General features: G+C 68.6%; 13 protein-coding genes. 11 read left to right on the forward strand and 2 right to left on the reverse strand.

Going from position 1 to position 22,913, the window contains the following annotated elements; all coding sequences use genetic code 11:
* Nucleotides 1–187 precede the first annotated feature (187 nt).
* From uvrA to whiA, 6 genes are all read left to right on the forward strand, one after another.
* Nucleotides 188–3,028, forward strand: a complete 2,841-nt coding sequence (gene uvrA, locus OG884_RS31490; protein ID WP_326638916.1) for an excinuclease ABC subunit UvrA — start codon at nt 188–190, stop codon at nt 3,026–3,028.
* Between the two features lie 203 nt (nt 3,029–3,231).
* Entirely contained in the window at nt 3,232–3,684 is a 453-nt protein-coding gene (locus OG884_RS31495; RefSeq protein WP_326638918.1) for a Rieske (2Fe-2S) protein, read from the forward strand.
* A 363-nt stretch (nt 3,685–4,047) separates the two neighbouring features.
* Entirely contained in the window at nt 4,048–6,006 is a 1,959-nt protein-coding gene (gene uvrC, locus OG884_RS31500) for an excinuclease ABC subunit UvrC (RefSeq protein WP_326647052.1), read from the forward strand.
* Nucleotides 6,003–6,875, forward strand: a complete 873-nt coding sequence (gene rapZ, locus OG884_RS31505; RefSeq protein WP_326638920.1) for an RNase adapter RapZ — start codon at nt 6,003–6,005, stop codon at nt 6,873–6,875. Before uvrC ends, rapZ begins: the two co-directional genes overlap by 4 nt.
* Nucleotides 6,872–7,807 (forward strand): gluconeogenesis factor YvcK family protein, encoded by a 936-nt coding sequence (locus tag OG884_RS31510; protein ID WP_326638922.1) that lies wholly within the window; start codon nt 6,872–6,874, stop codon nt 7,805–7,807. Before rapZ ends, OG884_RS31510 begins: the two co-directional genes overlap by 4 nt.
* Nucleotides 7,808–7,900: 93 nt before the next feature.
* A complete protein-coding gene (gene whiA / locus OG884_RS31515) occupies nt 7,901–8,881 on the forward strand; it encodes a DNA-binding protein WhiA (protein ID WP_030905033.1) in 981 nt (326 codons plus the stop codon).
* A 234-nt stretch (nt 8,882–9,115) separates the two neighbouring features.
* Here the strand turns inward: whiA and OG884_RS31520 are convergent, their stop codons facing one another.
* Nucleotides 9,116–9,262 (reverse strand): hypothetical protein, encoded by a 147-nt coding sequence (locus tag OG884_RS31520; RefSeq protein ID WP_326638925.1) that lies wholly within the window; start codon nt 9,260–9,262, stop codon nt 9,116–9,118.
* Between the two features lie 421 nt (nt 9,263–9,683).
* On the opposite strand from OG884_RS31520, the gene gap reads away from it, so the two are divergent.
* From gap to OG884_RS31545, 5 genes are all read left to right on the forward strand, one after another.
* A complete protein-coding gene (gene gap, locus OG884_RS31525) occupies nt 9,684–10,688 on the forward strand; it encodes a type I glyceraldehyde-3-phosphate dehydrogenase (protein WP_326638927.1) in 1,005 nt (334 codons plus the stop codon).
* Nucleotides 10,688–11,875, forward strand: a complete 1,188-nt coding sequence (locus OG884_RS31530) for a phosphoglycerate kinase (RefSeq protein WP_326638929.1) — start codon at nt 10,688–10,690, stop codon at nt 11,873–11,875. Before gap ends, OG884_RS31530 begins: the two co-directional genes overlap by 1 nt.
* Before the next feature lie 7 nt (nt 11,876–11,882).
* The gene (gene tpiA / locus OG884_RS31535; RefSeq protein WP_326638931.1) at nt 11,883–12,668 is read left to right on the forward strand and encodes a triose-phosphate isomerase; all 786 of its coding nucleotides are present in this window, start codon (nt 11,883–11,885) and stop codon (nt 12,666–12,668) included.
* Nucleotides 12,669–12,800: 132 nt separating this feature from the next.
* Complete coding sequence (gene secG, locus OG884_RS31540; RefSeq protein ID WP_326638932.1) at nt 12,801–13,031, forward strand: preprotein translocase subunit SecG; 231 nt, start codon at nt 12,801–12,803, stop codon at nt 13,029–13,031.
* A 77-nt stretch (nt 13,032–13,108) separates the two neighbouring features.
* Nucleotides 13,109–13,456 (forward strand): RNA polymerase-binding protein RbpA, encoded by a 348-nt coding sequence (locus OG884_RS31545; RefSeq protein WP_012892502.1) that lies wholly within the window; start codon nt 13,109–13,111, stop codon nt 13,454–13,456.
* 167 nt (nt 13,457–13,623) lie between these two features.
* On the opposite strand, the gene OG884_RS31550 is transcribed toward OG884_RS31545, so the two are convergent.
* Nucleotides 13,624–22,911, reverse strand: a complete 9,288-nt coding sequence (locus OG884_RS31550; protein WP_326638941.1) for a neuraminidase-like domain-containing protein — start codon at nt 22,909–22,911, stop codon at nt 13,624–13,626.
* Between the last annotated feature and the right edge of the window lie 2 nt (nt 22,912–22,913).

Here is a 22,913-nt window from a genome sequence, read left to right on the forward strand (position 1 = left end):
GTGCGGGGCATAAGGGGGGTGTCCACGCCGTTGAAACCGAGGACGACCTGCCATGTCCAAGGGAGGACCGTAGTCTGGAGAGGCGGGGAACCCCTCAGCCCCGGATGCCGGCCCGGAAAATTGTCGGTCCCTCTCGCTAGTCTTCCCGCGACCGCTTCCAACCCTCTACAACGACGTCGGGACTACTGTGGCTGACCGCCTCATCGTGCGTGGTGCACGTGAACACAACCTCAAGGACGTCTCGCTGGACCTTCCGCGAGACTCTCTGATCGTCTTCACCGGGCTGTCCGGCTCGGGTAAGTCCAGTCTGGCCTTCGACACGATCTTCGCCGAAGGCCAGCGCCGCTATGTGGAGTCGCTGTCGGCGTACGCGCGGCAGTTCCTCGGGCAGATGGACAAGCCCGACGTCGACTTCATCGAGGGTCTCTCGCCGGCGGTGTCGATCGACCAGAAGTCGACGAGCCGCAACCCTCGCTCCACGGTCGGCACGATCACCGAGGTCTACGACTACCTGCGCCTGCTCTGGGCGCGCATCGGCAAGCCGCACTGCCCCCGCTGCGGGCGGGCGATCGCCAGGCAGAGTCCCGAGCAGATCGTCGACCGGGTGATGGAGCTCGAAGAGGGCACCCGCTTCCAGGTGCTCGCCCCGGTGGTCCGCGGACGCAAGGGCGAGTACGCCGAGCTTTTCAGTCAGTTGCAGGCCAAGGGCTTCGCCCGTGCCCGCGTCGACGGCACGGTGGTCCGGCTGGATGAGCCGCCGACGCTGAAGAAGCAGGAGAAGCACGACATCGAGGTGATCGTCGACCGTCTGGCGGTGAAGGAGGGCGCGAGCAGCCGCCTGACCGGCTCCGTGGAGACCGCCCTGCAGCTGTCGGGCGGGACGATCACCCTGGAGTTCGTCGACCTGCCGGAAAACGACCCGAACCGCGAGCGCTTCTACTCGGAGCACCTCTACTGCCCCTACGACGACCTGTCGTTCGAGGAGCTGGAGCCCCGCTCGTTCTCGTTCAACTCGCCTTTCGGCGCCTGCCCCGAGTGCACAGGCCTGGGCGTCCGCATGGAGGTCGACCCCGACCTGATCGTGCCCGACCCGGAGAAGCCGCTGGGCGAGGGCGCGATCTCCCCGTGGGCCGGTGGCCACACCAGTGACTACTTCGTCCGCCTCGTCGAGGCGCTCGGCCTGAACATGGGATTCAGCCTCGACACCCCGTGGGAGCGGCTCCCGAAGAAGGCGCAGAAGGCCCTGCTCTACGGCCACGACGAGCAGGTCCACGTCCGCTACAGCAACCGCTACGGCCGCGAGCGCTCCTACTACACCACCTTCGAGGGGGCCATCCCCTGGGTGCAGCGCCGCCACGGCGAGTCCGACAGCGACGGCATGCGCGAGAAGTACGAAGGCTACATGCGGGAGATCCCGTGCCCGGCCTGCGAGGGGGCCAGGCTCAAGCCGGTCTCGCTGGCCGTCACGGTCGACGGCCGCTCGATCGCCGAGGTCTCGGCGATGTCGATCGGCGACTGCGCGACGTTCCTGGCGGGGCTGAGGTTGTCGGACCGCGACATGCACATCGCCGAGCGGGTGGTCAAGGAGATCAACGCCCGGATGGGTTTCCTGCTCGACGTGGGCCTCGACTACCTGACCATGAACCGGGCCTCAGGCACCCTCGCCGGTGGTGAGGCCCAGCGCATCCGGCTCGCCACCCAGATCGGCTCCGGCCTGGTCGGTGTGCTGTACGTGCTGGACGAGCCCTCCATCGGCCTGCACCAGCGCGACAACCAGCGGCTGCTGGAGACCCTGATCAGGCTGCGCGACATGGGCAACACGCTCATCGTGGTCGAGCACGACGAGGACACCATCGCCGCCGCCGACTGGGTGGTCGACATCGGCCCGGGGGCGGGCGAGCACGGCGGCCAGGTCGTCGTCTCCGGCACCGTGGCCGAGCTGCTGGCCTCGGAGGAGTCGATGACCGGCGCTTACCTGTCCGGCCGCAAGACCATCGCCATTCCCGCCGTACGCCGCAAGCGCGACAGGAAGCGGCAGCTCACCGTGAAGGGCGCCCGCGAGCACAACCTCAAGGGCGTCGACGTGGAGTTCCCCCTCGGGTTGCTGACCGCGGTCACCGGGGTCTCGGGTTCCGGCAAGTCCACCCTGGTCAACGACATCCTCTACAACGCGCTGGCCAAGGAGCTGAACGGCGCGCGCACCGTCCCCGGCCGCCACGCGCGGGTCAACGGGATGGACCTGGTCGACAAGGTCGTGCACGTGGACCAGTCGCCGATCGGCCGCACGCCCCGTTCCAACCCGGCGACCTACACCGGGGTCTTCGACAAGGTCCGCGACCTGTTCGCGCAGACCACCGAGGCCAAGGTCCGCGGCTACCAGAAGGGGCGCTTCAGCTTCAACGTCAAGGGCGGCCGGTGCGAGGCGTGCTCGGGAGACGGCACCCTCAAGATCGAGATGAACTTCCTGCCGGACGTCTACGTGCCCTGCGAGGTCTGCCACGGGGCGCGCTACAACCGGGAGACCCTGGAGGTCCACTACAAGGGCAAGACGATCTCCGAGGTGCTCGACATGCCGATCGAGGAGGCCCTGGGCTTCTTCGACTCCATCCCGTCCATCAAGCGTTACCTGCAGACGCTCCACGACGTCGGCCTGGGGTACGTCAGGCTCGGCCAGCCCGCCACGACCCTGTCCGGCGGTGAGGCCCAGCGCGTCAAGCTCGCCTCCGAACTGCAGCGCCGCTCCACCGGCCGGACGATCTACGTGCTCGACGAGCCCACCACCGGCCTGCACTTCGAGGACATCCGCAGGCTGCTGGGCGTCCTGGGCAAGCTTGTCGACGGCGGCAACACGGTCATCGTCATCGAGCACAACCTCGATGTGATCAAGACCGCCGACTGGCTGATCGACATGGGTCCGGAGGGCGGCTCCAGGGGCGGCAGCGTGCTCGCCGTCGGCACGCCCGAGGATGTCGCCCTGATCGACGAGAGCCACACCGGCCGCTTCCTGCGCAAGATCCTCGGCACCTGAGGATAGTTTTATGGCGCTGTGTTTAATAAAGGGATGGATTGTCGGATTCAGGGTGTGATGTGGGTTTCCTGGCTGCCGTAATCAGGTGATCGCCGAGGAGCGGTGGGGTGTAATTCTTCACAGTCTCTTGATGCCTTGTACGGCATGCTGAACCGTCATCGGGGTGCAGTCATACCTGAACATGATGATCCTGGAGGAGATACATGACTGAGACGACACGTCGTACGGTGATCTTGGGTGCCGGAGGGGCAGGGGTGGCCGCGGTGCTGACCGCGTGCGGGAGTTCGGAAGAACCCGCGGCGGTCGGCGCTGACACCTCCTCGACCGCGCCCTCACAGGCGCCGGCGGCCGTCGCGGGCGACTCCGGGGCGAACGCCCTGGCCAAGACCGCGGACATCCCCGAGGGGGGCGGCAAGGTCTTCAAGGACCAGAAGGTCGTGATCACCCAGCCGGCCGCGGGCCGGTTCAAGGCGTTCACCTCCGTCTGCACGCACCAGGGATGTGACGTCGACAAGGTCGTGGACGGCACCATCGACTGTCCGTGCCACAACAGCAAGTTCAAGATCACTGATGGTTCCGTGGTGGACGGCCCGGCCACGAAGCCGCTGGAGGAGAAGGCGATCAAGGTGGACGGCGACTCCATCAGCCTCGCCTGAGTTCGGTCATGGCTCCGCCGCCGGGACGGATCGTCTCGGCGGCGGGGCCGCGCGTCACCGGTTCTCAGGCGCGGCAGGGCGTGCCGTGTCCGGGCAGGGTGGTCCGCCCACGGGGGTGAGCCAGGTGGCGTGCGGTGCGAGTCGCGATGCGCGTCGTGCCGGGAGAGCGGTGCCGGGAGAGCGGTCAGGTGGCGTGCGGTGCGAGTCGCGATGCGCGTCGTGCCGGGAGAGCGGTGCCGGGAGAGCGGTCAGGTGGCGTGCGGTGCGAGTCGCGATGCGCGTCGTGCCGGGAGAGCGGTGCCGGAAAAAGCTGTAAGGAAACCTGTCGGTCCGGGCAGATAGGCTTTCCGTGTGGCGAGATCTGTGGGTGGTCCGGCGAGTTTCCGGCCGAAGCCGGGGTCGATCCCCGAGTCCCCCGGCGTCTACCGGTTCAAGGACGCCGGCGGCCGGGTCGTCTACGTCGGCAAGGCGAAAAGCCTGCGCCAGCGGCTCAACTCCTACTTCGCCGACTTCGCGAGCCTGCATCCGCGCACCCAGACCATGCTCACGACCGCCGTGGACGTCGACTGGACCGTCGTCGGCACCGAGGTCGAGGCGCTCCAGCTCGAATACTCCTGGATCAAGGAGTACGACCCGCGGTTCAACGTCAAATACCGCGACGACAAGTCCTACCCCTACCTCGCGGTGACCATGGGGGAGGAGTTCCCCCGGGTCCAGGTGCTGCGCGGGGCCAGGCGCAAGGGCATCCGCTACTTCGGCCCCTACTCCCACGCCTGGGCGATCAGGGAGACGGTCGACCTGCTGCTACGGGTGTTCCCGATCAGGAGTTGCTCGACGGGGGTGTTCCGGCGGGCCGCGCAGGTCGGGCGCCCCTGCCTGCTGGGTTACATCGACAAGTGCTCCGCCCCCTGCGTCGGCCGGGTCACCGCCGAGGAGCACCGGAAGCTGGCCGAGGACTTCTGCGAGTTCATGGCCGGCAACACCGGCCGGTTCGTCAGGCGGCTGGAGCGGGAGATGCGCGAGGCCGCCGTCGAGCAGGAGTACGAGCGGGCGGCCAGGCTGCGCGACGACATCCAGGCCCTGCAGCGGGCGATGGAGAAGCAGGCGGTGGTCCTGGGCGACAACACCGACTGCGACGTGATCGCCCTGGCGGAGGATCCGCTGGAGGCCGCCGTCCAGGTCTTCTACGTCCGCGACGGGCGCATCAAGGGCCAGCGCGGCTGGGTGGTGGACAAGGTCGAGGAGGCCACGCCGGGCGAGCTGGTCGAGCAGTTCCTCCTGCAGATGTACGGTGACGCGGCCGCCGAGGCGTTGCCCAGGGAGGTGCTGGTTCCCGTCCTGCCGCCCGACGCGGAGGCGGTTTCCGAGCTGCTCGGCGAGCACCGCGGGGCCAGGGTGGAGATCAGGGTTCCGCAGCGTGGCGACAAGAGGTCGCTGATGGAGACCGTCGAGCGCAACGCCGCGGAGTCCCTGAAGCAGCACAAGCTCAGGCGGGCCGGCGACCTGACCGCGCGGAGCAGGGCGCTGCAGGAGGTCGCCGACGCCCTCGACCTGGATCAGGTGCCGCTCCGCATCGAGTGCTACGACGTCTCCCACATGCAGGGCACCAACGTGGTGGCCTCCATGGTGGTGTTCGAGGACGGCCTGGCCCGCAAGAGCGAGTACCGCAGGTTCTCCGTGCGCTCCGCCGAGGGCGACGTCGCCTCCATCTACGAGGTGATCTCACGCCGCTTCAAGCGCTACCTGGAGGAGCGCTCGGTCACCGGGGATCTCGACGCCGACGCCCTGGCAGGACCGGACGAGGGACCAGGGGAGGGGCCGGAGGAGGGGCAGCGGGCGCCGGGCATCGACCCGGAGACCGGCAAGCCGCGCAAGTTCGCCTATCCGCCCAACCTGGTCGTCGTCGACGGCGGCCCCGCGCAGGCCGCGGCGGCCCGCAGGGCCCTCGACGAGCTGGGCGTCGACGACGTGGCGGTGTGCGGCCTGGCCAAGCGGCTGGAGGAGGTCTGGCTGCCCGGCGAGGACCTGCCGGTGATCCTCGCCCGCTCCAGCGAGGCCCTTTACCTTCTCCAGCGGGTGCGCGACGAGGCTCACCGCTTCGCCATCACCTACCATCGATCCAAGCGGTCGAAGAGCATCAAGGAAAGCGCTCTGGACGAGGTTCCCGGACTCGGCCCGGCCCGCAGGCAGGCGTTGATCAAGCATTTCGGATCGGTGAAACGGCTGCGGGAGGCGACCGCGGTGCAGATCTGCGAGGTTCCCGGGATCGGCCCCTCGACGGCCGAGACGATCGTGTCGGTCTTGAAGGGGCAGAACCCATGAGCGAAAGAGAGTCTGCGTTCGTCCTCGTCACCGGAATGTCGGGGGCGGGGCGGAGCACCGCCGCCAAGGCTCTGGAGGACCTGGGGTGGTTTGTCATCGACAACCTGCCACCGGGGCTGCTGTTCGCCATGGCCGAGGAGGCGGGACGGGTCAAACTGGCCGCCGACAAGGTGGCCGCGGTGGTCGACGTGCGCAGCCTGGCCTTCACCAGCGACCTCAACAGTGCCATCGAGGAGCTGGAGGGGCGTGGCGTCGGCGTGCGCGTGGTGTTCCTGGAGGCCAGTGACGAGGAGCTGGTCCGCAGGTTCGAGAACGTCCGCCGCCCGCACCCGCTGCAGAGTGACGGCCGGCTGGTCGACGGGATCGCCCGCGAGCGCGGCATCCTGCGCGAGGTCCGGGCCAACGCCGACCTGGTGATCGACACCTCCAACCTCAACGTCCACGAGCTCCGGGGGAAGATCGTCGCCTTCTTCGGCGGCGAGGACCGGCCGGGCCTGCGGGTCAACGTCGTCTCCTTCGGCTACAAGTACGGCCTGCCCGTCGACGCGGACATGGTCGTCGACTGCCGGTTCCTGCCCAATCCCCACTGGGTTCCCGAACTTCGCCCCATGAACGGTCTGAACACCCCCGTACGGGAGTACGTTCTCAACCAAGCGGGTGCGAAGGAACTTCTCGACGCCTACGACGAGGTGTTCGCCATCATCGCCTCCGGCTACACCCGCGAGGGCAAGAGCTACGCCACGCTCGCCGTCGGCTGCACCGGGGGCAAGCACCGCAGTGTCGCCATGGCCGAGCAGATCGGCGGCCGGCTGCGGGATCGGGGTGGCATGGAGGTGCAGGTAAGCCATCGGGATGTGGGCCGGGAGTGAATGAAGGTCTCAAGGTCGTCGCGCTGGGTGGAGGACACGGGCTGTACGCCTCGCTGTCGGCGCTGCGGAGGGTCACCTCCCGGCTGACGGCGGTGGTCACCGTGGCCGACGACGGAGGCTCCAGTGGCCTCCTGCGCCGTGAGTTCGGCGTGTTGCCCCCGGGAGACCTGAGGATGGCGCTGGCCGCCCTGTGCGGTGACGACGAGTGGGGCCACACCTGGAGTGAGGTCGTCCAGCACCGCTTCCGCAGCGACGGTGACCTGAACGGCCACGCGATCGGCAACCTGCTGATCGTGGCGCTGTGGGAGCGCCTGGGAGACACGGTCGCCGGACTCGACTGGCTCGGCCGGCTGCTCGGCGCGCACGGGCGGGTGCTGCCGATGTCCTCGGTGCCACTCGACATCGCCGCCGAGGTGGAACTGGACGGCCTGGTGAGCACGGTGCGCGGCCAGGTGGCCTGCGCGCTCACCCCCGGCAGGGTCCGGGCCATCTCGCTGGTCCCCGAGGAGCCGCCCGCGTGCCCCGAGGCCGTCGAGGCGGTCCTCGACGCCGACTGGGTGGTGTTCGGCCCCGGCTCGTGGTTCACCAGCGTGCTGCCCCACCTGAAGGTGCCCGAGCTGGCCGAGGCGTTGCACACCACCCGCGCGCGGCGCCTGGTCGCGCTGAACCTCGCCCCCCAGCCGGGGGAGACCGACGGCTTCTCCCCCCAGAAGCACCTGGAGGTGCTGCGCCAGCACGCACCCTCCCTGGAGGTCGACGTGGTCGTCGCGGACATCGGGGTGGCCGACGACTCCGAGGAGCTGGAGAAAGCCGTGGCCGGCCTCGGCGGGCGGCTGGTCCTGGCCTCCGTGGCGGATGAGGACGGCTCGCCGCGACACGATGCACAACGTCTTGCCTCCGTCCTGGACGAGATTTTCCGTGAGAAGCGTTGATCCTGGTCAGCGGTGCTCAGGAGTGCGAGAAACTTCTGTGAGCCCGATTTATCTCGGGCCGCATGGGGTCTGTATGGGGGAGGACGAACGCGCATGGCGATGACAGGTGTGGTCAAGGACGAGCTGAGCAGGCTGACGGTCCTGAAGCCTTGCTGCCGTAAGGCCGAGGTGTCGACGCTGCTGCGGTTCGCGAGCGGGTTGCACCTGGTGAGCGGCCGGATCGTGATCGAGGCCGAGCTTGACACCAATGTCACCGCCCGGCGGCTTATCAAAGACATCGGTGAAGTTTTCGGGCACAAGGCGGAGGTGCTCGTGCTGGCCCCGGCAGGGTTGCGCAAGGGGTCGCGCTACCTCGTGCGGGTCTACCGCGACGGGGAGGCGCTGGCCCGCCAGACCGGCTTGATCGACAACCACGGGCGCCCTGTCCGTGGCCTGCCCCGCCAGGTCGTCGCCGGGGCGGCCTGCGATGCCGAGGCGGCCTGGCGGGGGGCGTTCCTGGCGCACGGCTCGCTCACCGAGCCTGGGCGCTCGATGTCGCTGGAGGTCACCTGCCCGGGGCCCGAGGCGGCGCTCGCGCTGGTCGGGTCGGCGCGGCGGCTGAAGATCCACGCCAAGGCCCGTGAGGTGCGCGGCGTCGACCGGGTGGTGGTCCGTGACGGCGACGCCATCGGCGCGCTGCTGACCAGGCTGGGCGCCCACGACAGCGTGCTGGCCTGGGAGGAGCGGCGGATGCGCCGCGAGGTCCGGGCGACGGCCAACAGGCTGGCCAACTTCGACGACGCCAACCTGCGCCGCTCGGCCCGCGCCGCGGTCGCCGCCGGAGCCAGGGTCCAGCGGGCGCTGGAGATCCTCGGGGAGGAGGCCCCCGAGCACCTGGTGATCGCCGGCCGCCTGCGGGTGGAGCACAAGCAGGCGTCCCTGGAGGAGCTCGGCCAGCTCGCCGACCCGCCCCTGACCAAGGACGCCATCGCCGGTCGCATCCGCCGTCTGCTGGCCATGGCCGACAAGCGCGCTCAGGACATCGGCATCCCCAACACCGAGGCCAACCTCACCGTCGACATGCTGGCCCCCTAGAGAGCCGGTCAAGTAACCGCACAGAGCGTTGATCAACACCAGATGCGGCCAGGCCGACCTGTTGCGACCCGGGTTTACCGAAGGCCGGACACCGCTTGGTCCTTACTTGACCGGTGCTCTAGAAGGGGCCGGTGACAGTCCGGCTCAGGGCTGCTTCCTGGGGGTGAAGTAGTCCACTGACAGTCCGGCTCAGGGCTGCTTCCTGGGGGTGAAGTAGTCCACTGACAGTCCGGCTCAGGGCTGCTTCCTGGGGACGAAGTAGTCCACGCGGTCGGCCTCGTCCGACTGCGGGACGGACGAGGCGGCGTGGGCTTCGCGGGCGGCCTTGACTCTTCTGCTCACGAAGCCGAAGCCCGCGTAGGCGGCGATCGCCCAGAACAACAGTGACTTGGGGGCGCGCCTGAGATCCTCGGGGAAGGCGCTGAGAATCCGGGGCAGGGCCGAGCCGTAGTCGTCGCCCGAGGCTCGTACCCGCTGAAGCCGATGAGCGCGCCGTAGGCCGCGGCACCGACCAGGGCGGCACCGAGCCCGGTAAAAATACCTGGTAGAAGCCCATTTGCCAGATGCGGATCGTTATCTGCCGTGGCAGCTCCTCAAGGGACCGAAGGGGGTTTACGGTGACGAGTCGGGCACTTTACTTGAATGGTGCGATACCTGTTCATGGGGTAAGGAATAACGGACCTCCCCCCTCCGGTGGTCTACACCAATTTAGGTCCGATAAGGTTCGTGGTTGAGGTTTCAGCCCGCCCCAAGTCGCCGGTCCCGATGGACCGGCGCATCGACGTACGAGGAGATCGGCACCGTGACCATCCGCGTAGGCGTCAACGGATTCGGCCGCATCGGCCGCAACTTCTGGCGCGCGGTCGCTGCCAGCGGCAAGGACATCGAGATCGTGGCGGTCAACGACCTGACCGACAACGCCACGCTCGCCCACCTGCTGAAGTACGACAGCATTCTGGGCCGCCTGCCGTACGAGGTGAAGAGCACCGCCGACGAGATCATCGTGGACGGCAAGACCATCAAGGCCTTCGCCGAGCGCGACCCCGCCAAGCTGCCCTGGGGCGACCTGGGCGTGGACGTCGTGGTGGAGTCGACCGGCTTCTTCACCGACGCCAACAAGGCCCGCGTGCACGCCGAGAACGGCGCCAAGAAGGTCATCATCTCGGCTCCGGCCAAGAACGAGGACGTCACCGTCGTGATGGGCGTCAACCACGACAAGTACGACCCGGCCAAGCACACGGTCATCTCCAACGCCTCCTGCACCACCAACTGCCTGGCGCCGATGGCCAAGGTCCTCAACGACACCTTCGGTATCGAGAAGGGTCTGATGACCACCATCCACGCCTACACGCAGGACCAGAACCTGCAGGACGCCCCGCACAGCGACCTGCGCCGCGCCCGCGCCGCCGCGATCAACATCGTGCCGACCTCGACCGGTGCGGCCAAGGCCATCGGCCTGGTGCTGCCCGAGCTCAAGGGCAAGCTCGACGGCTTCGCACTGCGCGTGCCGATCCCCACCGGCTCGGCCACCGACCTCACCGTCGAGGTCGGCCGCGACACCACGGTCGAGGAGGTCAACGCCGCGATCAAGGCCGCGGCCGAGGGCGAGCTCAAGGGCTACCTCACCTACACCGAGGACCCGATCGTCTCCTCCGACATCGTCACCGACCCCTCGTCCTGCATCTTCGACTCCGCCCTCACCAAGGTGATCGGCAACCAGGTCAAGGTCGTCGGCTGGTACGACAACGAGTGGGGCTACTCCAACCGTCTCGTGGACCTCATCGAGCTGGTCGGCGCCGACCTCTGATGAAGGACATCTCCGAGTTCGACGTGGACGGTCGGCGCGTCCTGGTACGCGCCGACCTCAACGTCCCCCTGGCGGGGGACGTCATCACCGACGACGGCCGCATCCGCGCCTCGGTGCCGACGATCGAGGAACTCGCCCGCAGGGGCGCCCGCGTGATCGTCGTCGCGCACCTGGGGCGCCCCAAGGGCAAGCCGAACCCGGAATACTCCCTGGCCCCCGTCGCAAGGCGGCTGGGTGAGCTCCTGGGCGCGGATGTCGCCTTCGCGACCGACGTGGTCGGGAAGTCGGCCCAGGACGTCGTGGAGGCGCTTCAGGACGGCCAGGTGGCCCTGCTGGAGAACCTGCGCTTCGAGCCCGGCGAGGAGTCCAAGGACGACGCCGAGCGGGCCGAGTTCGCGGCCAGGCTGGCCGCCCTCGCCGACCTCTACGTGGGCGACGGCTTCGGCGCGGTGCACCGCAGGCACGCCAGCGTCTACGACGTGCCCGCTCTGCTGCCGCACGCCGCGGGCCGGCTGGTCCTGGCCGAGGTCGAGGTGCTCAGGAAACTGACCGAGACCACCGAGCGGCCGTACGTCGTGGTGCTGGGCGGCGCGAAGGTCTCCGACAAGCTCGGGGTCATCGGCAACCTGCTCACCAAGGTCGACAGGCTTCTCATCGGCGGCGGCATGGCCTACACCTTCCTGAAGGCCCAGGGGTACGAGGTGGGCGGGTCGCTGCTTCAGGAGGACCAGCTCGACCAGGTGCGGGGCTTCCTGAACGAGGCGGCCAAGCGCGGCGTGCAGCTCATCCTGCCGGTCGACGTGCTGGCGGCCACCGAGTTCGCCGAGGACGCCGAGTACGAGGTGGTCGACGCCACCGCGATCCCGGCCGACCGCCAGGGCCTCGACATCGGCCCGCGCACCCGCGAGCTGTTCGCGGGCAAGCTGGCCGACGCCGAGACCGTGTTCTGGAACGGCCCGATGGGCGTCTTCGAGTTCGAGGCGTTCTCCGGCGGAACCCGTGCGGTCGCCGAGGCGTTGATCGGTTCGAAGGCCTTCACGGTCGTCGGCGGGGGAGACTCGGCCGCCGCCGTGCGCAGGCTCGGCCTGCCCGAGGACGGGTTCTCGCACATCTCCACCGGTGGCGGGGCCAGCCTGGAATACCTGGAGGGCAAGACCCTCCCCGGACTCGTGGCGCTGGAGAGGTAGAAGTAAGATGAGCACAGCTCGCAAGCCGCTCATGGCCGGCAACTGGAAGATGAACCTCAACCACCTTGAGGCCATCGCCCACACCCAGAAGCTCGCCTTCGCGCTGGGTGACAAGGACTTCGACAGGGTCGACGTGGCCGTGCTGCCGCCCTTCACCGACCTGCGCAGTGTGCAGACCCTGGTGGACGGTGACAAGCTGCGGATCCTCTACGGTTCCCAGGACCTGTCGCAGCACGACGGCGGCGCCTACACCGGCGAGATCTCCGGGGCCATGCTCGCCAAGCTCGGTTGCACCTTCGCCACGATCGGGCACTCCGAGCGCCGCCAGTACCACCGCGAGGACGACGACGTCGTCAACGCCAAGGTGCAGGCGGCCTACCGGCACTCGCTCACCCCCATCCTGTGCGTGGGGGAGGGGCTGCCGGTGCGCCAGGCGGGCGGCCAGGTGGCCTTCAGCGTCGCGCAGCTCGAAGGGGCGCTTCGCAAGGTCACCACCGAGCAGGTCGCCTCCATCGTGCTCGCCTACGAGCCGGTATGGGCGATCGGCACCGGCGAGGTGGCCACCCCTGACGACGCGCAGGAGGTCTGCGGGGCGCTCCGGGAGCGACTCGCCGAGCTGTACGACGCCGAAGTGGCCGCTGGGGTCCGTATCCTTTACGGTGGGTCGGTCAAGTCTGACAACATCGCGGGCATCATGGCACAGCCCGATGTCGACGGTGCCCTGGTCGGTGGCGCGAGCCTCGACGCCGGGGAATTTGTCAAGATTTGCCGTCTTGGCGAATTGTCGAGTTGACTGGTCCATTCGGGGGGCGTGATTTGACAACACGTCATACCCTCTTAGAGCAGGTTTGAATCGTCACGCCTCTGGCGTACACAAGGGTCGTGCCCGGACGCGGGACACGCGCACATAGGGAACAGGTCAACGGTGACAATCGGAATCTCCATCGCCCTCATCCTGTCGAGCTTGCTGATGATGCTGCTCGTCCTGCTCCACAAGGGCAAGGGCGGCGGTCTCTCGGATCTGTTCGGTGGCGGTTTCTCGTCGTCGTTCGGAGGCTCCTCCGTGGTGGAGCGCAACCTTGACAGGCTCACCGTCATCACCGGTGTGGTCTGGTTCATCTGCATCATCGCGCTGGGCCTGCTCCTGAGGCCCTGACCTGGCTTCGACAGGCGTGACAGTGGTTCAGTCCCCGCATCCCCAAGCGGCGGGGCCATCGAGCGAGGAGTTCATCCGTGGGTAGTGGCAACGCGATCCGTGGCAGCCGTGTCGGTGCCGGCCCGATGGGGGAGGCGGAGCGTGGCGAGGCGGCCCCCCGCGTGCGGGTCCCTTTCTGGTGCGCGAACATGCATGAGACGCGCCCCAGTTTCGCCAGCGACGCGGCCGTTCCCGAGTTCTGGGACTGCCCCCGGTGTGGTCTCCCCGCAGGTCAGGACGAGGCCAACCCGCCCGCGCCGCCGCGTAACGAGCCTTACAAGACGCACCTCGCGTATGTGAAGGAGCGTCGCAGCGACAAGGACGGTGCGCAGATCCTGGCTGAGGCCCTGGAGCGGCTGCGCTCCTCCTCGCGCCCGATCTACTAGCCGCTCGGTCACAGCACGACCCCGGAAGGCCCCCGTGGAACTCATCCGCGGGGGCCTTCCGCATGCCCGGCGGCTCACCGAACGGTCGGTCTCGGAACACAGGCGCAGGTGACCGTCCGAGATCGTCGATCCGGACAGACCCGCTGTGGCGCCGGCGCGGGTGTCTGTCAGGCGGGCCACTCGGGGGTCCGCCCGCTGTAAGTGATGACGAGCAAGATATCTTTGACCTGTTCCTGCTGGAAGAGGGCGGTCACCGGTTCCTCGTTCGGAAGCGCAAGCTCCCATATGCCGGTGGGGGTTCGGCCGACCATGCCGGACCAGCTTCCGGCATTGCCGCGGCGAGTGCTGACGATCCCCTCGACCGACACGGCGCCACCGCCCACAGGTCCTGCCGCGTCGCTGTCGGTGAAGCGCAGATGGGTCACCGGTATCTCGTCGGTCACGCCGTCGGCACGGGCGAAGTACAGCGCGATCTGCTGGATCCTGAGCTCGTCGATGTTAGGTGGGAAGTCATCGCGCGCGGTGGCGAAACGCACGACCATCGGTGTGCTGCTCAGCTCGGGGTTGTTGAGGTCGTACCACTGATCGCTGAGTTCGTGGCGGAAGCTGAACGGGCGGTCGGCGCTGAACGTGCGGTTGATCGTCGACAGCACGCGCTGCCGATGGTCACTGCTGTCCAGGGCGGTGTATTCGATGGTGAGCAGGACATCCGCGATGGAGCGGTAGTCGAACCGGTTGGCCGCTCGCGGCATACGCAGTTCCCAGGTGGTCTCGACACCGATGCCCTCGAAGGGATTGCGTAGGGCGCTCTGTGCTTCCAGTTCGAAGAGCCCGGTGGCGTCGCGGGGGGAGGTCAGCGCGATGGAATCAGGGCCCTGCTGGAGGGTGACGGTCTGGAAGGCCGGGGGCCCGAGGACGACACGGGAGGAACGACTCGAGGTGAGGGTGGCGTGTATCCCGTCGACCGCGGGGACGAGCGCGATCACAGAGAGTCGCACGCGGTGGACGAGACACAGGTAGTGTCCGGGGAAATCCTGGTCGAACAGGGTGAGGGGAGTCGCGAAGAGCAGTACTCCCGTGTTGAGGAAGCGCTGGAACTCTGCGGGAGCCAGGCGGCTGAGTGAGATCGTCTTGGTGAGTTGGAGTTTGCGGACGGCGGTTTCGAGGGCGTACTGGTCCAGGCGGGTGATGTCGGCTGCCAGCCGGAGTGAACCGGTGATACCCCGCCGATCTGGACCGTCTCCCGGGCTCACTGCGGTGCCGGTGTCGTGCGAGGGCTCCCAATAGTCGGCCTGGATCACCGGTGGCGGGGTCTCCTGGCGTTCGAAGGCCAGTTGTTCGGCCGCGAGTTGAGCCGTGGCGGTGGCCTGTTGGAGGAAGTAGCGGTAAACGCCTTCCAGCGTTCGGCCGAGCCAGTCGTAGAACTCGACGTTGGTGAACTTGGTGGCGAGGAACTCGGCGGTGGCCTCGGCGTGCTCGGTGTGCAGCTCCGCGATTACGCGTTCCTGGCCGAGCACACGCACGTGGTCCTCGGCCAGACGGATCTGCTGTTCGCCGATGCGCACGTCCTGCATGGCAAGCGTGCGCTGGAACGCCCAATCCTGGGCTCGCCGTTCATAGCTGGCCAGCGTGGACAGGATGGAGGCGGTGGTGCTGCTGCTCGCGGCGAGTGAGGACAGGCCGCCGGCGACGGCCCCGGCGCTCCCCTGCGGGCTGTAAGCGATCGACACCCCGGACGGGAAGCCGGCGGATATGGATGCCGGTAGCGCCGCCGCGACGAAACTCGTGATCGACGAGGCGAGTTGTAGCGCGGCCGTGGTGTACAGCAGACCGAGACTTGCCTGCTCCAGGCCGGTGACCCCCTCCTCCAGCAGGCTGTCGAAGTGATCGGCCTGGAGCTGCGCACGCTGTTGCTGCAACTCGGCCAGCCGGACCCCGTCCTGTGCCTCCCCGACCCGCAGGTCCTGCAAGGTGACCCCGGCCCTGGCCATGGCGATGTCCTGCCGGGCCTTGAGCAGGTTGTACGCCTCGGCGTCACGCTTTTCGACAGCCGCCAGCAGCGCCGACTCGACCTGCTGGGCCTGTGCGACGAGCTGTTTGGCCCGCTCGACAAGGGTCGCGTAGCGGTACGGTGTCGGAGTCCGCGGGCGAACCGATGGAAGAACGAGCTGACCTCCCGCACCGATGGCGGGCAACCCGCCGACGGCATCCGTGGGAGCGGCGTAGGGCTCAAGCCTGCGCAGCGCGCCGGAGATGTTCCGGCAGTTACGCAGCTTGTAGAGATTCAGCTCGGCGTGCAGACGCAATGCCCGTAGGACCGGATTGGGTGGTACGCAGAACCGGAACGAAGGCGCGGGCACGAGCACAGATATCAGATATCGGCTGGAGATATCTCTCTTGACCTTGGCCAACGGGCTGCCGCGTAGGACTGTGCCGATGAGCCGCTCATACGTCGATGACGTCGCCACGGCGTCGTCCACCGGCACCGTCGTCAGCGGAGCCGCCAGCCAGGGCAGTTCCTCCTGTTCGAGCGCCGCCGCATCCTTGCCGGTGGCCTGCTCGACGGCCTGCCGGTAGGCACTCGCTGCGGCTTCCGCCGTGCGGCGTGCGGCCGGCTCAAGCTCCGGCACGGCCAGCAGGGCGAGCTGGAGCCGCGCGTGATCGACGGCCTTGCCGTCCAGCACCTGTCCCAGATCGAGGGCGGAGGGCATCGCGGCCTTCGCGGTGTTCACGGCGTCCATGGCGGCGGAGACGCGTTCCGCGAGCGTCCCCGCCCCCGACATGGCGGTGCGAACATCCGAGACCGCTCTGCGCAGGATCTTCATGTCACCGATGGAGGACAGTTCCCGGCGAATTGTGATCCACACGGTCTCCCACTCGGCTTCCCCGACCTCGATGTCGAGAGTGCCGACAAGCTCGTCGCATGCTCCTGGCGCCTGCCGGAGCTCCGGGGCGTCAAGCAATTCCAGCACTGTCATGTACAGGGTGCGGGCTCGGGGAATCGACTCGGAGGTGTCTCGGGTGAATTCCGCGTCCGCGAACTCCAGCAGGCAACGGATGATCGACAGCAACGTGAAGCGGGTGGCCGTGCCGGCTCGGACCCCGGCGATCGCGTGGGGGTCGAGCGGGTCCAGCAGCCAGTCGTCGGCTCGGCCGTAGACGGCCGACAGCGACTCCTCCCGAACGAGACCGGGATAGATCTTCCGCTGTCCGGAGGGCGCTGTGAAGTCGTACACCGTGCGGAACCAGTCGAGCGCCGAGACGTGCTGACCGTGTCGCTGCAGTTCCTGGGCAAGCAGGATCGGGATGTGATACCAGGCCTCCTGTAGGTATGTCAGGATCGAAGCGGAATGTCCGGTAGTGGCGTCGAACACCGACGACATCGTGGCGGCACGCAATCGCAGCTCTTCGCTGGAAAGCCGTTCCGTGAGATGGAAAGGCCCCGCTACGGCCGGGTTGACGGTGACGGGCGCCTGCTCGGCCAGCGTATCGCCGCCGCGTTCGAGGCGGACGAGGGTGATCCCGGCCTGTCCTAGCTTCTTCTGCCGAGCGTGCAGGCGGCCCGGGTTGCCGCCCGCCGCGGGAGCGATGCGCGGTGCCCCGGTCGCGTACCCGAATTCGGCACCTTTTTCGCGGTAGCCGCGGTTGGGGAACGGAACCGGGGCCCGAACGCTCGCGGCGTCCTCCCCCCTGGGATAACCGAAAATCCGCAGGATGACCTGGCTGAGTGACTGCTTGGCGAACTCCCGGACGAGATCGTCAGCGTGCTTCCAGGCGCGCCAGGCGGGTTTGTCGAGCCGTGCCTCCACCGCCTGTACGTAGACCCTGGCGCGTTCCCGGTAGTAGCTGCCGAACAGCGTGCCGAGCAGGCCCTGGAACATGCTTGAGGACTGGGGGAGGTTGAGGAACTGCCACAGGGTCAGGCCCTGGAACAGGGATCCGTCGGTGATCACGATGTTGTTCAGTGATACCCCGGGTACCTGTGTCAGCCATAGTTGCAGGTCGCTGAGCCGCCAAATGCCGATGCCCAGATCAGGTGTCGACCCGGCGCTGATCCGGACGCCGGCTGTCGCGGATCCCTGCTGAAGGAACAGGAAGAGATCTCCGTTCGGCCAGGGGACCGCCCCGGCGAAGCGCCCGGATCCGCCGGACCGCCACCGGCCGTCGTCGCCGCGCCCATACAGCCGGTACCAGACGGTGTTGCCGTACTGCTGCAGCCTGCCGGACTCGACGATCAAGTAGAACTGGTCCGGGCTGGTTTCGATCATCGCGCTGATCGCGCGGAACTCACGCCCGCGGCTTGGCGTGACCAGCAGTCTCCAGTCGTCCTCGGCCCAGCCACCGAGGTCCAGGTCGAGGCGGTGACTCCACACCGACCCGTCGGGCACCCGCATGACCAGCCGGGGTGGCAGGGAGTCGTCGGTGCTCTGCGCGACCACGGCGGTGAAGTAGACCGCTTCCTGTCCGTCGTCCCGGTCGCACAGGTCCAAGGGCACCGCGTCCGACCACGTCCCCGAGGACAGGTCGAGCTTGACCAGCTTCAGCGCCTGCCTCGCGTTGTCCTGGACCCGCGCGAACAGGCAGACGAAGCGCTGGTCCGGCCCGACTCGCGCCGGGGCCGCGCCGACCAGGTCGATCACATGGTCGAGGCCCTCGACCTTTCGCCAGAACGTCTGCGCGTCACCGTCGGGCGCGGCCGGGTCGTAGACCGACCAGTACACCGCGCCGGTCTTGCCGCCCCGGGCGAACAGGTGCGTCATGCGCCGGTCGTCACCGTCCACCGGTTCCCGGCCGACCGCCCGTAACGCCGTCACGGCATGGCAGATCGGGCCGAGCCGCAGCGTGCACACGTCCTGGAAATAGCCCGCGTACGCCGACGCGGCCTCGCGTGCCATCGGCGGTGTCAGACGGCGGCCCGCCCGAAGCTGGGTGACGATCTCCCGGAAGGCGGGGGTCTGACGGCGTCGCAGGGTGGGAATGAGGACGTTCTCCGGGTACATGTGCACGAACATGGCCGCCCGCCAGGCGGCGTAAGAACCGATCCACCTCCATTCCTGGTCGAAATCGTCGGCGACCGGCAGCAGGCCGGGGTAGGTGTCACGGAGCTGACCTGTTCGCAGCCCGAACAGCATCCCCTGCAGGGTCTCGATCGCCTGGGCGACGCGTGTGGTCTTCTGACAGCCCGCGACGGCGGCGTCGATCAGCAGCCGGTCGGTGACGGCCTTGGCCTTGCTCGACAGATCGTTACCGGGCAGGTCGGAGGCGAGGACGAGCGCATCACGCAACCGCGGCAGGGTGGCCTCCTCCACGGCGTCGACGACACGCGAGAACCCCCTGCGGGCGGACAGCTCCTGGTCGACGCGGGCGCCGAGGACGGCTTCCCAGGCGCGGCGGTTCGCCTGGGACGACAGCCACGCGGGCAGCTCGGGTGTGCCGGAGCGGATCACGAAATGATCGGGGCCGACGAACAGGCCGGCTGCCTGTTCCCGCGCACGCCATTCGGCGCGGCGGCGAAGCTTCCCCACCTGGGCGAGGATCGCGTCCACCCCGGCCCATTCGGCATCCAGGACGGGCAACCCGGCGAGCACCAGATCGCGGACCCGCAGGAGATGGGCCAGGCTGCCGGGGGTCAGGTCCAGCTGGGCGAGCCGCGTCCCCACCGCACCACCGCTTTGCCGTTCGGCGGCCAGCGCGACCAGCTCGTCCAAGGGAACGCCGACCGCACGGAGTACCGCGTCGGAGAGCCCCGTCATGGGGTCGGCGGCTCCTTCCCGCACTGTTCTCAGGCCGCTCAACTCGCTGTCCACCCACGTACGGCGTGCCCGCCAGATGTCGTACGGCAGCTGCCCGGCACGTGGGTCACGCAGATCGGCAGGTCCGATCAGGTCAGGGTCGACGGAGGGGGGCCGGGTCCGGGTGCGCAGGGCGCGTTCCCAGTCGGCGCGGGACTGAGCGGTGGCTCGCCACGGCGGCAGCTTGGCCTTGCGCGTCTGCCAGGGCTGTAGACCGGCCGCCGTCTCGGCCGCCGTCCAGCCGGGTAACTCACGCCTGTCCTTCTGGGCGCGGGTGAGCAACGCGACCGCCTCATTCCACTCGGCCGCCGTCGGTCGCTGCGCGGGCGTCGCCGACAGGGCCTTGGCTCTGATCAGCATCAGCCGGCCGAAGTTCTGCACGGTCAGGTGCAGATCTTGGACGACGTTCCGCTCGGCGGCGGCGACCACGGCGGGGTCGGGACTGCCGAGCCGGTTCTGCAGGGCGTCGAGGTCGTGCGGGAGGGGATCGCCCGGGTCGGGATCACCGAGCGCGTGGCTCAGCATGGCGTCGATCCCACCCGTCTCCCGGGCGCCCAGCAGTTCTTCGGCGATCTCCTCAAGGCGGGTGCCGCGCTGCCGCCACAGCGCTCGCGCCTTCCGGCCTGCCGTGACGTCGGGCAGATCGTCGATCGCCACCACGGTGGGGTCGACCATCGGAAGCCCCGCGGGAGGGATGGGCGGCCACTGCCCCTCCTCCGGCGGGCGCGCGGCCGGCCAGAAGTCCATGCCACCGAGCCGGATCGCGACCGCCTGTTCCTCGTCGCACCAGGCCGTCGCCAATGCCGTCTTCCGCGCCTGTACCAGGATGGACCGCACGTCGCCGCACAGCTCCTCCGTCACCGGCGTTTCCCGCTGGTCGGTGCCGTTGAGCGCGTCCTGTGCGTAGATCTGTGCGAGCCTGGTGAACGCCTCGGGGGGCAGACGTAGATCGGTGGCGATGCGCCGACGGGCCGCCGCCGCGTCGGCGGGCCGGGCCAGGGCGCGCAGCAGAGCGGGGAAGTCACCCGGCAGAGTGGTCGCCGCCCATGGGACGACACCGATGTCCCCGCCCGCGGCCGGATAGCCGACCTGCTGGTACATCGCCGCCAGCATGGCGGCCAGGTCGGGGACCTGCTGTCCACGTCTGTCCGTGGTCATCGCCAGAAAGGCGGCCAGTTGATCCGTCACCCATGTGTGGCGCCGCAGCCATAGGTCGAACGCACCGTCCTGTGCCGCGACTCCCGCCTTGGCCTGCGGGGAGCGGAAGTCGTCAGGGCCGACGACGTCGGGATCCACGACCGGCGTGTCCTCAGGAAGATCGGCAGGCCACTCTTCCGCCTGCCACAGCACACGCAGGTGGGCCAACTGCCAGACGAGCAGTTCGGGATCGGGGCGGGCGACGAGAGGATCGCGGGTGGTATCGGCCAGACCGAACAGCCGTTCAAGGACCTCTTCGGTAAGCGCGTTGGCGGTGCCTGGAGCGGCGGCGGGGTCGCGGAGCAGCCGGTCGAGGGCATCCGGCCGCGGACCCGTCAAGGTGATGCCCAGCCGATCGGCCAGCGCCGCGCGACGCGCGGATTCAGCGGTGCGGGCCAGGCGGATCTCTTCGAAGCTCGACCCCCATCTGCTCAGCAGCTCCTGGTAGGCGGCCAGCCTCCAAGCGCGTTCCGCGCCGTCCAGCACCGCGCGGCTTCCAGGGGCCGGCGGGTGGGCGGCCAGGTAGGCCCGCATCACCTCGACGCAGATCCGGGCCTGCCGTACCTCCTCATCGGCGGCAGCGCAGTCAGCGGGCAGCCGTGCGAAGGGCTGCAGGAACGTGTCCGCCAAGTAGTCGCGAGTGATGGGCTTGCCGTCGAGTTCGACGTGCGCCAGGACATAGTCGAGGAGGTCGGCCAGGTAGGCCAGTGGGCCGACAGCGGTCTCGCAGTCCCGGCAGCCACAGGCGGCCTTCTCCGCCGCATGGGACGCGGCCGTCTGAGCGACGGCCGTCAGCCGGCTCGACTGCCCGCCCGCCACCGTGCCGAGGAGATCAAGGACCACGTTGCCGGAGAAGCCCGTCCAGGCCTTGGCCGCGGCATGCAGCTGCACCGCTTTGAAGGAGCCCATGATCTCGGCGGAGGCCTGGACGAAGCCGGTCCTCGACGCCGCGGCGATACTCGCAGGCCCGGTGTAGCCCTTTTCGATCAGAACGGCGTTCACCTTCATGTCCGGCGAGATCGCATGTAGCGAGGCGTGCGCGTCGAGGAGTGACACCGACGAATCCCCCTCAGGCACCGGAAGGCCGGCGAGTAGCCCTAGTCCGCCTGCTCGGCGGATATCCGCCAGACCGTGCACGTCCCTGTTCGCGAGATCATCCAGCAGGCCGTCAGGCAGATCGATGTGGAGCGTGCCCGCCAGATCCGCGAGGGGGACATCCGGCCGGACCTCTTCCGGTACGGCCACCCTCACGTCGAGCGCGACCTCCTGCACCACCGGGAAGGAGATCTCCGCCGCGTACCGCTCGACTCCGTCAAGGTCGGTGACATACAACGCCAGCCGACGGGTGGCGCCAGGCGCGTCACCCAGCCCGGGGGGCGCGTTGTAGGTGAAGGCGAACACGCCGCGGTTCCCGCTCGTGTCCCGCCCGAGATCACGAGGTGGTGACGCGTCCAGGTCATGGGCCTGTACGGCGAAGCCGGCCAGACCGGCATCCGACCGTTCGCCGACCAGCCGTCCCACCGCCTGGTAGGCGGCCAGCCGCTCCTGCTCGGTCACCTTCGGTGTCGCCTGCGACCGCCGCAGGATGTCGATGATCTCATCGAGGCGGTGTCGCAGTTCCTGCGGAACGATACCGCCGGTGATCGCGTTCTCCAGCGCCGCTCGCAGCTCGCCGAGATCGTGTTTCAGCAAGGACCCCAGCTCGGTGGGCAGGCCCACCCGGCCGAAGCCGTAGCACGCCTCGACCGGAATGCCGGCCTCCCCGGCCATCCCGGCCGCGTGGACGAGCAACTGCACCTGATCTCTGGGGACGCCGGTCTCGCCCACCAGGAACTCCACGTCCTCGGTGGTGAGCTCGGCGGGGTCCACACCGTCCAGCACCGGATCGAGCAGCTCACGCAGTTCCTCGTACTCGGACCGAGGGGCGGCGTCCCGCACACTGATGATCACGTTGAGGACGGCATCGGCGGGCGCGTCGAAGAGGGTCTCGGAGTGGCCGATCTCGTTTCCCCGCTCATCCAGAACGCGGACGACCAGGTCGGCGCTACCCTCCTCGCCCTGGATGAACCGATCGGCCTGGTAGGCGATCCGGTAGTGCCCGCCGTCCGCGGACACCGTCTCCCCGAGCGGTTCCTCTCGGCGTAGATCCCGGTCGGCGGCCCGCACCCGGACCGCGTCGACCGGCTCTCCGGACTCCCGCAGCACCTGCCCCCGGACGATCAGACTTCCCCGTTCGTCGACCGCCGCGTTGATCCGCCGGGCGGTCTCCACGTCGACCCGTCCCGTCACGGTGAGCCCGGCATCGCGCTGGAGCTGCGACACCGCGCTCCGCGTTGACTTCCCGAACTGCTTCTCCGCGATTTCTCCGGAGCCGATGTCGAACCCGAGAAGTTTCAGCTCCTGATGGAGCAGAGCCACATCATCGCCGTGCAGCCCGAATTCCAGCTCTCGCCCTTGCAGATTCATGA

The sequence above is a fragment of the Streptosporangium sp. NBC_01755 genome, assembly GCF_035917995.1.
GTDB lineage: Bacteria > Actinomycetota > Actinomycetes > Streptosporangiales > Streptosporangiaceae > Streptosporangium.